Below are 13,856 nucleotides of genomic sequence, written 5' to 3'. Positions count from 1 at the left end.
GTCTCCCGCCGGGTCCCCGCGCGCGGCCCGCGCGCGGGGCCGAGGCCGGTATCCTGAAGCCGCGAGAGGGAGTATCCCGTCAGCGCGCGCTCGTCATCACGGATCTCGACGGTGGGACCCCGGGCGCGCACCGCGGTCGCGCGGGGGAGAGACTTTCGACGCTTCGACGTTCCCTCCATGAGAAAGGCCCCGCGGTGGACCTTGCCCTTCCCCTGTGGTTCGAAGTCGGATCGCTGGTCGTCCTGTCGACGATCCTGATCCTCGACCTGCTTATCATCCTCAAGCGCCCGCACATCCCCTCCACCAAGGAGGCCTCGCTCTGGGTCGCCTTCTACGTCACGCTCGCGCTCATCTTCGCGCTCGTGATGTGGATGGTCGCGGGGGCCACGCCGGCGCAGGAGTTCCTCCTCGGCTGGATGACCGAGTACAGCCTCTCGATCGACAACCTCTTCGTCTTCGTGCTGATCATGGGGCAGTTCGCGGTGCCCCGGAAGTACCAGCAGGAGGTGCTGATGGTGGGCATCATCATCGCGCTGGTCCTGCGCGGGGCGTTCATCCTGCTGGGCGCCGCGCTGATCGAGAACTTCTCGTGGATCTTCTACATCTTCGGTGCCTTCCTGGTCTACACCGCGGTGCGTCAGGCGATGCCCGAGAAGGCCCACGACGACGAGAAGCGCGAGAACTTCGTGGTGCGCGTGCTGAGGCGTTTCATCGACATCACCGACCACTACGACGGGGCCAAGATCCGCACCGTCGTCGACGGCAAGAAGTTCTTCACGCCGATGCTGCTGGTGTTCGTGGCGATCGGCGTGACGGATCTGATGTTCGCGATCGACTCGATCCCGGCGATCTACGGCCTGACGCAGAGCCCGTTCATCGTCTTCACGGCGAACCTGTTCGCGCTCATGGGCCTGCGCCAGCTGTACTTCCTGCTCGGCGGCCTGCTCGAGCGCCTCAAGTACCTGCACTACGGCGTCGCCTTCATCCTGGCCTTCATCGGCGTGAAGCTGTTCCTGCACGCGATGCACGTCAACGAGCTGCCGTTCATCAACGACGGCCGGCACATCGACTGGGCGCCGGAGATCGGCAACTGGGTGTCGCTGGGCGTGATCGTCGCCTCCATGGCGGTCGCCACGATCGCCAGCCTCATCTCGGCGGCACGCGAGAAGCGTGCCGCGGTGGAGACGACGGATGCGCCGAAGGTCGTCGACTCCGTCGGCGCGGGCGATGAACGGCAGGTCCGCTGACACGCGAGCCCGCGGTACACGGCGCGGAGAAATGCCCAGGCGGCAGGCCTGCGCGCCGCCGTCCGCTGGGCACTCTGGGCGCCACGCGCCCTTTGTGCGGGCAGGGTGTTAAGCTGACCGGGTGCGGTGCGTTCGACTTCTCCTTCGCGGCCGCGGCGAGTCCCTGATCTAGGCCGACCTCGTCGCGGAGTCCTCGCAGGCCTGCATCCGCCACGAAGGAGACCGGTTTTCGCATGAGCAACCCCACGAGTGATGTCGTCCGCATCCCGGACCGTCCCCGCACTCTCGCAGAGAAGGTGTGGGAGGACCACCTCGTCGTCAAAGGCGAGGACGGACAGCCCGACCTCATCTACATCGACCTGCACCTGGTGCACGAGGTGACCAGCCCTCAGGCCTTCGACGGGCTGCGCGCCGAGGGGCGCCCGGTCCGGCGCCTCGACCTGACGATCGCCACCGAGGACCACAACACCCCGACGCTGGACATCGACAAGCCGATCGCGGATCCCACGAGCCGGATCCAGATCGAGACGCTCCGCCGCAACGCCGAGGAGTTCGGCGTCCGCCTGCATTCCCTGGGCGACAAGGAACAGGGCATCGTCCACGTCGTCGGCCCGCAGCTCGGGCTGACGATGCCGGGTATCACGGTCGTGTGCGGCGACAGCCACACCTCCACCCACGGCGCCTTCGGCGCCATGGCGTTCGGGATCGGCACGAGCGAGGTCGAGCACGTGCTGGCGACGCAGACGCTGCCGCTGAAGCCTTTCAAGACCATGGCGATCACGGTCGAGGGGCAGCTGAAGCCGGGCGTGACCGCGAAGGACATCATCCTGGCCGTGATCGCCCGGATCGGCACGGGCGGCGGCCAGGGGTACGTGCTCGAGTACCGCGGCAGCGCCATCCGCTCCCTCTCGATGGAGGGGCGCATGACGATCTGCAACATGTCGATCGAGGCGGGCGCCCGCGCCGGCATGGTCGCCCCCGACGAGACGACCTTCGAGTACCTCCGGGGTCGCCCGCACGCCCCGAAGGGCCAGGACTGGGACGACGCCGTGGCCTACTGGCGCACCCTCCCGACCGACGAGGGCGCCGCGTTCGACGCCGAGGTGTTCATCGACGCGGACGAGCTCGAGCCGTTCGTGACGTGGGGGACCAATCCCGGCCAGGGTGTCTCGCTGAGCGACGCCGTGCCCTCGCCGTCGGACTTCGAGGACCCCAACGAGCGCGCCGCCGCAGAGCGTGCGCTCGAGTACATGGATCTGAAGCCGGGCACGCCGATGAAGGAGATCCCGGTCGACGCCGTGTTCATGGGGTCGTGCACCAACAGCCGGATCGAGGATCTGCGTGCGTTCGCGTCGATCATCAAGGGGCGCAAGAAGGCCGACGGGGTGCGCGTGATGGTCGTGCCGGGATCCGCGCGTGTGCGCCTGGAGGCGGAGGCCGAGGGTATCGACAAGATCGTCACCGACTTCGGCGCCGAATGGCGCTTCGCCGGATGCTCCATGTGCCTCGGCATGAACCCGGATCAGCTCGCGCCGGGGGAGCGGTGCGCCTCGACGAGCAACCGCAACTTTGAGGGTCGCCAGGGCAAGGGGGGCCGCACGCACCTGGTGTCGCCGCTCGTGGCGGCGGCCACCGCGATCCGGGGCACGCTGGCCAGCCCTGCCGACCTCGCGGACGCACCCACCGAGTTCGCGTCGACCGGCGTGGAGGCCTGACATGGAGAAGTTCACGACCCACACCGGCGTCGCCGCGCCGCTCAAGCGGTCCAACGTCGACACCGACCAGATCATCCCCGCCGTCTACCTCAAGCGGGTCACCAAGACCGGCTTCGACGACGCGCTCTTCGCGGGCTGGCGCCAGGACCCCGGATTCATGCTGAACCAGGAGCCGTACCGGGACGCGTCGATCCTCCTCGCCGGCCCGGACTTCGGCACGGGATCCAGCCGCGAGCACGCGGTGTGGGCGCTGCGCGACTATGGCTTCAAGGTGGTGCTGAGCCCGCGGTTCGCGGACATCTTCCGCGGCAACTCCGGCAAGCAGGGACTGCTGACGGGGGTCATCTCCGAGGAGGACCTCGAGCGGTTCTGGGCGGCGATGGACGCCCAGCCGGGCGTGGAGATGACGGTCGACCTGACGACGCGCACCGCGACTCTGGGGGACTTCACGGCCGGGTTCGAGATCGACGATTACACTAGGTGGCGGCTCCTCGAAGGGCTTGACGACATCGGGCTCACCCTGCGCAACGAGGAAAAGATCGCGCAGTTCGAGGCCCGCCGGGAGGCGTGGCGGCCACGGACGACACCCGTTCCGTGAGGCCGAGCCCTGAGTCCTGAGCCGAGGCCCCGCCAATGCCTCGCATCGCATGCGGCCGACCGCCGCGAGACACCCTAGTGAGGCATCACCCATGACACTCCTCGGCGACGCGCATACCCCCGGGGCCTCGTCACGCGCGACGGGCGACGTGATCGAGATCCGCGGAGGTCGTCCGCTGACGGGCCAGGTCGACGTGCGCGGGGCGAAGAACCTCGCGACGAAGGCGATGGTCGCCTCGCTGCTCGGCGAGACCCCCAGCACGCTCCGCGACGTCCCGGACATCCGCGACGTCGAGGTGGTCCGCTCGCTGCTCGAAGTGCACGGGGTCACCGTCACGGCGGGGGACGAGCCGGGCTCGCTCGTGCTCGACCCCGCGGCCGCGAAGTCGGCGGGCTTCGAGGAGATCGACGCGCACGCCGGCTCGTCGCGCATCCCGATCCTGTTCTGCGGCCCGCTGCTTCACCTGCTCGGTCAGGCCTTCATCCCCGACCTGGGCGGATGCCGCATCGGCGATCGCCCGATCAATTTCCACCTGGACGCGCTGCGGCGGTTCGGGGCCATCGTCGACAAGCAGCCCAACGGCATCCGCCTCTCGGCTCCCGACGGACTGCACGGCGCGAACATCGAGCTGCCGTACCCCAGCGTGGGCGCGACCGAGCAGGTGCTCCTCACGGCCGTGCGCGCGAAGGGCGTCACGGAGCTGCGCGGTGCGGCGATCGAGCCGGAGATCATGGACCTCATCGGCGTGCTGCAGAAGATGGGCGCCATCATCTCGTATGAGCCGAACCGGGTGATCTACATCGAGGGCGTGGAGGAGCTCCACGGCTACGACCACCGCTCGCTGTTCGACCGCAACGAGGCCGCGTCCTGGGCGTGCGCCGCGCTCGCGACCGACGGAGACATCTTCGTCAAGGGCGCGCGCCAGTACGAGATGCTGACGTTCCTGAACGTGTACCGCAAGGTCGGCGGCGACTTCCGGATCACGGACGAGGGCATCCGCTTCCGCCGCGGCGAGACGCCCCTGAAGCCGGTCATCGTCGAGACGGACGTGCACCCCGGCTTCATGACGGACTGGCAGCAGCCGCTGATCGTCGCGCTGACGCAGGCGAACGGCCAGTCGATCGTGCACGAGACCGTGTACGAGAACCGGTTCGGCTTCACCCAGGCGCTCGTGCAGATGGGCGCGGACATCACGGTGCATCCGCGCGGGCTCGACGGTGCGTACCGTCGCGTGGCGCGGCGTGAGCTCGAGCAGGCTGCCGTGATCAACGGCCCGACTCCGCTGCACGGCGCCGACATCGTGGTGCCGGACCTGCGCGGTGGCTACAGCCACGTGATCGCGGCGCTCGCCGCCGAGGGCACTTCGCGAGTGTCCGGCGTCGGGATCATCAGCCGCGGGTACGAGAAGTTCTTCGACAAGCTCACGGCCCTCGGCGCCGACTTCGACGTCGTCGGCTGAGCGAGCCGTGGTGCGTGGTGCTGAGCGAGCGGAGCGAGTCGAAGTGCGGTCTCCGGAGAAGTCGCGGCCCAGCTGGTTCTGGCCGCTCACGATCGTGATCCCGTTCGTCGGGCTGCTGGCCAAGCTGGAGATCCGCGGGCGGGAGAAGCTGCCCGCGTCGGGCGCCTTCGTGCTCTCGCCGAACCACGTCAGCGAGCTGGATCCGCTGATCGTCGCGGTCGCGGTCTGGCGGCTGGGCCGCGCGCCGCGGTTCATGGCGAAGGAGAGCCTGTTCCGTGTGCCGGTCCTGGGCGCCGCGCTGCGCGCGACCGGCATGGTGCCCGTCGCGCGGGCGTCGTCGCGTGACGCGGCCGCGCAGACCATCGCGCAGTCGACCGCGCTCGTGGAGAGCGGGCGCGGCGTCATCGTGTATCCCGAGGGGACGCTCACCCGCGACCCCGACCTGTGGCCCATGCGCGGCAAGTCGGGCGCCGTGCGTCTCGCGCTCGCGGGCGACCTCCCGCTCATCCCCGTGGCGCACTGGGGCGTGCAGAACATCATGGGTCGCTACGCGCGCGGGCTGAGCCTGTGGCCGCCGCGCAAGCGGGTGCGGATGGTGCTCGGCGATCCGATCGACCTGTCCGACCTGCGCGGGCGTGCCACCGAGCCCGCGGCGATCGCCGAGGGGACGGCCCGGCTCATGGCCGCCATCACGGCCCTGCTCGAGGATCTGCGCGGCGAGAAGGCGCCGGAGCAGCGCTGGGATCCCTCGTCCCACGGGCAGTCGGAGACGGGCCGCCTGTGAGTCGTCGCGCCGACGCCCCCAAGGTGGTCGTGATCGGGGCGGGGAGCTGGGGCACGACGTTCGGCAAGATCCTCGCCGACGGCGGCGCCCACGTGACCATGTGGGCACGCCGCGCCGAGCTCGCGCAGGAGATCGACGAGGCCAAGCGCAACTCGCGGTATCTGCCCGGCATCAACCTGCCGCGCTCGATGCGCGCCACCGCCGATCTGCGCCGCGCGGTCGACGGGGCCACCCAGGTGTACCTGTCGGTCCCGAGCCAGTCCGCCCGCGAGACGCTGCGGTCCCTGCGACCGCTCCTGCGCGACGAGGCCGCGCCGCTCGTGAGCCTGATGAAGGGCGTCGAGAAGAAGTCCGGCCTGCGGATGAGCCAGGTGATCGAGCAGGAGCTTCGCTGCGATCCGGCGCGCGTCGCGGTCGCGAGCGGCCCCAACCTGGCGCTCGAGATCGCGCGCGAGCAACCGACCGCCGCGGTCATCTCCTCGAGCAGCCAGGAGACCGCCGAGGACGTCGCGCGCCGGGCCCGCAACCGCTACTTCCGCAGCTTCGTCAACACCGATGTGATCGGCACCGAGTTCGGCGGCGTCCTGAAGAACCTCATCGCGGTGGCGATCGGCATCGTGGACGGCGTGGGCTACGGCGAGAACACCAAGGCATCGATCATCACGCGCGGCCTCGTGGAGATGACGGACTTCGCGGTCGCGTACGGGGCACAGCCGGGCACGCTGCAGGGCCTCGCGGGCCTCGGCGACCTGATCGCGACGTGCCAGTCGCCGCTCAGCCGCAACAACACGGCGGGAAGGCTGCTCGGCCAGGGATACACGTTCCAGGACGTCGTGCGGCAGATGGAGCAGACGGCCGAGGGGCTCGCCTCGGTGGCGCCGATCCTGCAGCTGGCCCGCGACGCGGGAGTCGAGATGCCGATCGTCCAGCAGGTGAAGATGGTGCTCGACGGCACGCTGAAGCCCCGCGACATCGCGCCGCACCTGACGACAGACGACGACACGCCGCAGGGCGAAGGGACGCAGAATGGCCAGGACGACCGTGGCGGTGCTCTTCGGAGGGCGCTCGAGCGAGCACTCGATCTCCTCCGCGACGGCGGGCGGGGTGCTCGGGGCGATCGACCGTGACCGGTTCCGGGTGATCCCGGTCGGGGTCACCCGCGCGGGCGCGTTCGTGCTCGAGGAGGACGACCCGGCGCGTTTCGCCCTCGATGCGGCCCGGCTCCCCGAGGTGACGGACAACGGCACCCGCATCCTCTGGCCCGTGCCCGACGGTGACCGCGAGCTGCGTGTGCGCCGGCCGGACGGCTCGATCGAGTCCCTCGGCGAGGTCGACGTCGTGCTGCCCATCCTGCACGGGCTGCACGGCGAGGACGGCACGATCCAGGGCTTCCTCGACATCCTCGAACTCCCGTATGCCGGCGGCGGCATCCTGGATTCGGCTCTGTGCATGGACAAGCACTTCATGAAGGTGGCGCTGCAGGCCGAGGGGCTGCCGGTGGCGCCGTGGGCGACCGTCCGGCGCACCCGCTGGGACTCGTCGCCGGAGGACGTGCGCGCCGAGGCGGCGGCGCTCGGCTATCCCGTCTTCGTCAAGCCCGCGCGCGCCGGTTCGAGCGTGGGCGTGTCGAAGGCGCGCGACGCGGGCGAGCTCGACGCGGCCATGGCGACCGCGCTGGCCGAGGACGACAAGGTGCTCATCGAGGCGGCGATCGTCGGCCGGGAGATCGAGGTCGCGATCCTCGAGGGTCGCGACGGCGGCCGGCCCCGAGCATCCCTGCCGGGCGAGATCGTGCTGACCACGCGGGAGTTCTACGACTTCGAGGGCAAGTACCTCGGCGGCGACGGGGCGGACGTGGTGTGCCCGGCCGACCTCGCCGATGACGAGATCGAGACCATCCGGGAGATCGGACGCCGCGCGTTCGAGGCCGTCGACGGCCGTGGCCTCGCCCGGGTCGACGTGTTCCTCACGCCCGACGGGGGCATCGTCGTCAACGAGCTCAACACGATGCCCGGGTTCACGCCCATCTCGATGTACCCCAAGTGTTGGATCGCGAGCGGCATGACGTACGCCGAGCTGATCGCCGAGCTCATCGAGCTGGGCCTCGCCCGGGCCTGAGCGTCGCCCGCTCAGCCTTCGTCGGCCTCCGGGACGATCGTCGCCTCGTCCGGGTCGACGCAGTGTGTCTCGGCGGGCAGGGCCGAGACGATGCGGCTGATCGCGGGGAGCACGGACGACGGGCTGATGACGCTCGTGTCCACGTAGAGCTGCGTCGCCGGGGTGCGGCCGTAGGTCGTGATGCGCTGCATCGGCAGGTCGGAGGCGTCGACGATCCAGTCCACGCCCTCGAACGTCACGCACTGGAGGGTCGTGGGTCCGGGCGGGGTCACGCCGCACCGAAGCATGACCGTGGCCGGCAGGACGTCGGTCGCGGCGCCCCACGCTCCGGCGGCCTGGGCGTCCGTCCAGCGCCGATCGAGACCGCCGAGATTGCTGGGCAGGCGCACGCTCACCTCGGCGCACAGCGGGTCGTTGGCGTCGTCCGCGGCGGGGAGCGACACGGTCGCGGCGCATCCGGTCAGGCCCAGCAGGACGGCCGCGGCGGCCGCGGCGACGAGACGACGGATCACCCTCCCAGCGTAGTTCGCGCCGCCTGACCGTTCCGTCCGCGCGCCGCGGCGCCCGTACGCTGGGGGGATGCGAGCGGCTCGTGGTGCAGCGGAGGATCCGACGGTCGGCCAGCTGAGCGAGGGCGAGATCCTGCGGCGGATCGCCGCGCGGACGGGCCGCGCCGCGGCTGCGCACGTCGGGCCCGGCGACGACGCCGCGGTCGTGGCAGCCCCTTCCGGGTCCGTGGTGGCGACGACCGACACGCTCGTGCACGGGCCGGACTTCCGCCTCGCCTGGTCGAGCGGCTACGACCTGGGCTGGAAGGCGGCCGCCGTGAACCTCGCCGACATCGCGGCGATGGGCGCCCGCCCGACGGGCCTGCTGGTGGCGCTCGCCATGCCCGACGACACGCGCATCTCCTTCGTGGAGAGCATCGCGGACGGTCTGCGCGAGGCCTGCGCCGCCCTGGCTCCGGGGTGCGCGGTCGTCGGCGGCGATCTCACCGTGTCGCCCACCCTGACGCTCGCCGTCACCGCGCTGGGCGACACCGAGGGGCGTCCCCCCGTGCTGCGCTCCGGGGCGACCCCGGGGGACGTGCTCGCCGTGGCGGGAGAGCTGGGCCTCGCCGGCCGGGGCCTCGCCGTGCTGTTCGACCGCTTCCGCGACCCCGCGGGCACACCGGTGCCGGTCGACGCGACGCGCCTGCAGGCCGGCGATCCCGAGGCGCTCGCGGCCCAGCTGCGACCGGCGCCGCCGATCGGGCTCGGTCCGGTCGCGGCCGTCGCCGGGGCCACGGCGATGATGGACGTCTCGGACGGCCTGGGGCTCGACGCCCGCCGGCTCGCGGACTCCTCGGACGTGACGCTCGAGCTCGACGCGAGCGCGCTCGGCGACGACCCGCGGGCGGCGATCGAGGGCGGCGAGGACCACGCCCTGCTGGCGACCTTCGCGGGTGAGGCGCTGCCGCCGGGCTTCCGCGTGATCGGCCGCGTCGTCGAGCGCGGCGATGCGCCGCTGCGGATCGACGGGAAGCCGTACGGCGGACCCGGCGGATGGGACCCCTATCGCGACTGGGACTCGGTCGCCGGCTGAGCCCACCACAGGGCCGTGTCGCCGTAGGCGCGGTCTCGCAGCGGCGCGAGGCCCGCCGCCGCCCAGGCGGGCGCCGGCGAGCGGGAAGACCGTTCCACGATCACGAGCGCGCTCGCGGACAGGACGGGTGTGAGGGACGCGAGGTTCGCCGTCAGCTCGGCGTCCGGGAGGTCGTAGGGCGGGTCGAGGAACGCGATGTCGAACGGCCCCGTCGCCGACCGCAGGAACGGGCCGACGGCGACGGGGTGGACGCGCACGACGGGCGCGCCGGCCCCGATTGAGCGGCGCACGGTCTCGACGTTGCGTCGCGCGACGGTCGCGGCAGGGCGGGAGCGCTCGACGAGGTCGACCGACGCCGCACCGCGGCTGGCCGACTCGAGACCCAGCGCGCCCGATCCCGCATACAGGTCGAGCACGCGCGCCCCGTCCAGGACCCCCGCGGCCTCGAGCGCTCCGAAGAGCGACTCCCGCACGCGATCGCTCGTGGGGCGGGTGCCCGCCGGGGGCACGTCGAGCCGCACGCCTCCGGCCGCCCCCGCGATGATCCTCGTCACCCCTCCACGCTAGGCCACCCCGGTCCGGAGGCGGCGTCGCGGCCCGGTCGCGGCCTGGGGAGGGCGGCGCCGTCCGCGGGGGAGGCCCGACCTAGACTCGGGGCATGTCGTTCACGCTGGACACGCCGCTCGCCGCGGCGCTCGGCGACAAGGCCGCGAAGTCGCTCGCGCGCGCCTTCGGCATGGCCACGGTGGGGGACCTGCTCGCGCACTATCCCCGGCGGTACGCCCTGCGCGGGGAGCTGACGCCCATCCTGCATCTCCCCGTCGGCGAGACCGCCACCGTCATCGCCGAGGTGAAGCAGGTGTCGTCCCGTCCCATGCGCCAGCGCCGCGGTCAGCTGCTCGAGGTGATCATCGGCGACGGGGTGGGGGAGCTCGTCCTGACCTTCTTCGGCCAGGCATGGCGCGAGAAGGAGCTGTTGCCGGGGCGGAGAGGCGTGTTCTCGGGGAAGGTCGCGGCGTACAAGGGGAAACTGCAGTTCTCGCACCCCGACTATCAGCTCTTCGAGGACGACCGCACGGCACTCGCGCAGGCCGACGAGATGGTGCGCACGCCGATCCCGATCTACCCCGCGACGTCCACGGTCGCGACGTGGGCGCTGCAGGCGTGGATCGGCGACGTGCTCGACCGTCTGGGGGATGTCCCGGACCCGGTCCCCGAGGACCTCCGGTTCCGCGACGGCCTGCTCACCGCCCGCGAGGCGCTGAACTGGGTGCACCGCCCGGAGACGCGCGAGCAGATCGACGCGGCGCGCGCCACGCTGCGCATGCACGAGGCGCTCGTGCTGCAGACCGCCCTCGCGCAGCAGCGGCAGTTCGTCCGCATGATGGCGGCGCGCGCGCGTCCTGCGCGGCCCGGCGGGCTGCTCGAGCGGTTCGACGCGGCCCTCCCGTTCGAGCGCACGCCCGACCAGGTGGCGGTCGGGAATCAGATCGCGGGGGATCTCGAGGCGGCGTGGCCCATGAACCGCCTCGTGCAGGGCGAGGTCGGGTCCGGTAAGACCCTCGTGGCGCTGAGGGCGATGCTGCAGGTGGCGGAGTCCGGCGGTCAGGCGGCGCTCATCGCTCCCACCGAGGTGCTCGCCGCACAGCACCTGCGCTCGATGACGCGGATGCTGGGGCCGCAGCTCGCCCCCGAGCTGATGCCGACCCTCCTGACCGGGCAGATGTCCGCGGGCGACCGTCGGAAGGCGGCGCTGCGCGTCGCCTCGGGCCAGGCGCTCATCGTCGTCGGGACGCACGCGCTGCTGAGCGAGGGCACGACGTTCGCCGACCTCGCGCTCGTCGTGGTGGACGAGCAGCACCGCTTCGGCGTCGAACAGCGCGAGACCCTGCGGGCGAAAGGGACGAGCCCGCACGCGCTCGTGCTGACGGCCACCCCGATCCCGCGTACGGTCGCGATGACCGTCTTCGGCGACCTGGACGTCTCGACGATCCGCACGCTGCCCGCGGGCCGAGCCGGCATTCAGACGTTCGTGGCCCCCGTGGCCGAGAAGCCCGGCTGGTTCGCGCGCGTATGGGACCGCGTCGCGGAGGAGGTCGACAAGGGGCACCAGGTCTTCGTGGTCTGCTCGGCGATCGACGCCGAGAAGGCGGCGGCCGCTCCCGGAGCCGACGACGGCTCGGCCGGCTCGGCGGCCGTGGAAGGGCAGCCCGCCCGCCCGACCTGGGGAGTCGTGCAGGTCGCGGAGCTGCTGTCCGGGCATCCGCGGGTCGGCCGGCTCCGCCTCGCGACGCTGCACGGGCGGATGCCGGCCGAGGAGAAGGACCGCATCATGCAGGACTTCGCCCGCGGGGACATCGACGTGCTCATCGCGACGACGGTGATCGAGGTGGGCGTGGACGTCCCCAACGCGTCGACGATGGTCATTCTCGACGCCGACCGCTTCGGCGTGTCTCAGCTCCATCAGCTGCGGGGCCGCGTCGGGCGCGGGGGCGTACCGGGTCTGTGCCTCCTCGTCACGGAAGCCGAGGAGGGCAGCCTGGCCCGCTCGCGCGTCGAGGCGGTCGCCGCGACGCTCGACGGTTTCGAGCTCGCCGAGATCGATCTCGAGCTGCGGGGAGAGGGCGATGTCCTCGGGGACGCGCAGTCGGGGGTGCGCTCCTCGCTCAGGCTGCTGCGCGTGGTCAAGGACGCGGACCTCATCGCGCGTGCGCGCGGCGAGGCCGAGCGGATCCTCGAGCGCGACCCGACCCTGGACGGCCATCCCGGCCTCGCCGAAGCCCTCGAACGCCGCGTCACGCAGGAGGAGCGCGCCGCCCTGTCGCGCAGCTGACGCGGTTCGCGGGGGCGCGGCCCAGGGTGACGCACGATTCCGCGGGGTGACACGTGAACCTCGCCGCCCGCGGACGCTCGATAGGCTTTCCCCTATGAACCCCCGGATCGCCGTCGTTCCCGGCTCCTTCGATCCGCCCACCTTCGGGCACCTCGACGTCATCCGCCGCGCCGCGGCTCTGTACGACGAGCTGCACGTGCTGGTCGTGCACAATCCCGACAAGGCCGCCATGCTGCCCATCGCGCAGCGGCTGGCGCTCCTCGAGCAGTCGATCGAGGAGGGGGACGTGCCCGGGAAGGTGATCGTCGGTTCGTGGAGCGTGGGGCTGCTGGTCGACTACGCGCAGGAGGTCGGCGCGGGCGTCCTCGTCAAGGGCATCCGGTCGCAGCTGGACGTCGCGTACGAGACGCCCATGGCCGTGGTCAACCGCCACCTCGCCGGCATCGAGACGGTGTTCCTGCTGCCCGAGCCGTCGCACGCGCTCGTGTCGAGCTCCCTCGTGCGCCAGGTCGCGGGCCTCGGCGGCGACGTCTCGCCCTACGTGCCCCCCGCGGTGGCCCGCTTCCTCGCCAAGGCCAGCACGAACGACTTCTGACCCCGCGACAATCCGCCCCCGCGCCGACAATCCGTCTCCGCGCCGACAATGCGTGTGAGGCACGCATGGTCAGCGCAGAGACGGATTGTCGCGAGTGGTCGCGCGGCCTTCGTTCAGGGGCGCGCGAGTAGAATCGACGGGTGAGATCTCGACTTTCCGGCCCCTTCGTGCTGCCCGTGCGCGACATCGTGCGCAAGCCGGGCGAGATGCGCGAACACTCCCTGAGCATCCCCGCGCCCGAGCGCTGGGGCGAGGGGATCGTCGCTGTCCCGGCGGGCGGAGAGCTCGAGGTGGACGTCCGGCTGGAGTCGGTGCACGAGGGTATCCTCGTCTCCGGCACGGTCGACACGCGGTACGAGGGCGAGTGCGGGCGCTGCCTGCGCGAGATCGCCGCGCCCGTCGAAGTCGAGTTCCAGGAGCTTTTCGAGTATCCTGGGCAGGAAACAGCTGACTTCGAGGTTCAAGACGACCACGTGGATCTTGAAACTCTGGTCAGGGACGCGACGGTACTCGCGCTCCCGTTTCAGCCGGTCTGTCAGCCGGATTGCCCCGGCCTCGACCCGGTCACGGGTGAGCGACTGACCGAGAGCGCCGGCGCAGAGCAGCAGGCGCCCATCGATCCTCGGTGGGCCGCGCTCCACGAGTTCACCGACCAGGATGGATCGGCGCGAGACCGCGTCGCCCCGAGCACAGAAGAGAGTTAGCCATGGCAGGTAACCCCCCGAAGCGGAAGGTCTCCCGTTCCAACACCCGTTCGCGCCGCGCGCAGTGGAAGGCCGAGGCCCCCGCGCTCGTCAAGACGGTCGAGAACGGCAAGGTCGTCTACAGCCGCCCGCACCACGCGAAGGTCGTCACCGACTCGCAGGGCACGGAGCTGTTCCTCGAGTACAAGGGCCGCAAGGTCGCGGACGTCTGATCCGCGG

The 13,856-nt window shown here is 71.4% G+C and carries 14 protein-coding genes; 12 read left to right on the top strand and 2 right to left on the bottom strand.

Annotated elements, in window-relative coordinates; all coding sequences use genetic code 11:
- The first annotated feature begins 194 nt into the window (after positions 1 to 194).
- From IEX37_RS05660 to IEX37_RS05630, 7 genes are all read left to right on the top strand, one after another.
- Positions 195 to 1,247, top strand: coding sequence for a TerC family protein (locus tag IEX37_RS05660; RefSeq protein ID WP_188755272.1), 1,053 nt, complete (start codon positions 195 to 197; stop codon positions 1,245 to 1,247).
- Positions 1,248 to 1,480: 233 nt separating this feature from the next.
- On the top strand, positions 1,481 to 2,962 hold the full coding sequence (gene leuC, locus IEX37_RS05655; RefSeq protein WP_188755271.1) for a 3-isopropylmalate dehydratase large subunit: 1,482 nt from the start codon (positions 1,481 to 1,483) through the stop codon (positions 2,960 to 2,962).
- 1 nt (position 2,963) lies between these two features.
- A complete protein-coding gene (gene leuD, locus IEX37_RS05650) occupies positions 2,964 to 3,560 on the top strand; it encodes a 3-isopropylmalate dehydratase small subunit (protein WP_188755270.1) in 597 nt (198 codons plus the stop codon).
- A 91-nt stretch (positions 3,561 to 3,651) separates the two neighbouring features.
- A complete protein-coding gene (gene murA / locus IEX37_RS05645; protein ID WP_188755269.1) occupies positions 3,652 to 5,019 on the top strand; it encodes a UDP-N-acetylglucosamine 1-carboxyvinyltransferase in 1,368 nt (455 codons plus the stop codon).
- A 43-nt stretch (positions 5,020 to 5,062) separates the two neighbouring features.
- Positions 5,063 to 5,803 carry a lysophospholipid acyltransferase family protein gene (locus IEX37_RS05640; RefSeq protein WP_188755268.1) on the top strand — a complete coding sequence of 247 codons (741 nt, stop codon included), beginning with the start codon at positions 5,063 to 5,065 and terminating at the stop codon, positions 5,801 to 5,803.
- A complete protein-coding gene (locus tag IEX37_RS05635; RefSeq protein WP_229663095.1) occupies positions 5,800 to 6,930 on the top strand; it encodes an NAD(P)H-dependent glycerol-3-phosphate dehydrogenase in 1,131 nt (376 codons plus the stop codon). Before IEX37_RS05640 ends, IEX37_RS05635 begins: the two co-directional genes overlap by 4 nt.
- On the top strand, positions 6,830 to 7,921 hold the full coding sequence (locus tag IEX37_RS05630; RefSeq protein WP_188755267.1) for a D-alanine--D-alanine ligase family protein: 1,092 nt from the start codon (positions 6,830 to 6,832) through the stop codon (positions 7,919 to 7,921). The genes IEX37_RS05635 and IEX37_RS05630 overlap by 101 nt, the downstream gene beginning before the upstream one ends.
- Before the next feature lie 11 nt (positions 7,922 to 7,932).
- On the opposite strand, the gene IEX37_RS05625 is transcribed toward IEX37_RS05630, so the two are convergent.
- Positions 7,933 to 8,433, bottom strand: a complete 501-nt coding sequence (locus tag IEX37_RS05625) for a DUF3515 family protein (RefSeq protein ID WP_188755266.1) — start codon at positions 8,431 to 8,433, stop codon at positions 7,933 to 7,935.
- A gap of 67 nt (positions 8,434 to 8,500) precedes the next feature.
- Here IEX37_RS05625 and thiL point away from each other — a divergent pair, with 67 nt between their 5' ends.
- On the top strand, positions 8,501 to 9,505 hold the full coding sequence (gene thiL, locus IEX37_RS05620; RefSeq protein ID WP_188755265.1) for a thiamine-phosphate kinase: 1,005 nt from the start codon (positions 8,501 to 8,503) through the stop codon (positions 9,503 to 9,505).
- On the opposite strand, the gene rsmD is transcribed toward thiL, so the two are convergent.
- Entirely contained in the window at positions 9,475 to 10,059 is a 585-nt protein-coding gene (gene rsmD, locus IEX37_RS05615; protein WP_188755264.1) for a 16S rRNA (guanine(966)-N(2))-methyltransferase RsmD, read from the bottom strand. The two genes, thiL and rsmD, sit on opposite strands and share 31 nt — an antisense overlap.
- Before the next feature lie 104 nt (positions 10,060 to 10,163).
- On the opposite strand from rsmD, the gene IEX37_RS05610 reads away from it, so the two are divergent.
- The 4 genes from IEX37_RS05610 to rpmF all read left to right on the top strand — a co-directional run bounded on the left by IEX37_RS05610 (position 10,164) and on the right by rpmF (position 13,849).
- Entirely contained in the window at positions 10,164 to 12,338 is a 2,175-nt protein-coding gene (locus IEX37_RS05610; RefSeq protein ID WP_188755263.1) for an ATP-dependent DNA helicase RecG, read from the top strand.
- 94 nt (positions 12,339 to 12,432) lie between these two features.
- Complete coding sequence (gene coaD, locus IEX37_RS05605) at positions 12,433 to 12,933, top strand: pantetheine-phosphate adenylyltransferase (protein WP_188755262.1); 501 nt, start codon at positions 12,433 to 12,435, stop codon at positions 12,931 to 12,933.
- 206 nt (positions 12,934 to 13,139) lie between these two features.
- Positions 13,140 to 13,637: a YceD family protein gene (locus IEX37_RS05600; RefSeq protein WP_188755427.1), complete on the top strand. Its 498-nt coding sequence runs from the start codon at positions 13,140 to 13,142 to the stop codon at positions 13,635 to 13,637.
- Between the two features lie 2 nt (positions 13,638 to 13,639).
- Positions 13,640 to 13,849: a 50S ribosomal protein L32 gene (gene rpmF / locus IEX37_RS05595; protein ID WP_188755261.1), complete on the top strand. Its 210-nt coding sequence runs from the start codon at positions 13,640 to 13,642 to the stop codon at positions 13,847 to 13,849.
- Positions 13,850 to 13,856 lie beyond the last annotated feature (7 nt).

This window comes from Microbacterium album (assembly GCF_014643695.1).
Taxonomy (GTDB): Bacteria; Actinomycetota; Actinomycetes; order Actinomycetales; family Microbacteriaceae; genus Microbacterium; species Microbacterium album.
The sequence above is the reverse complement of the archived record's forward strand: the minus strand, read 5'-3'. Positions and strand labels throughout refer to the sequence as shown.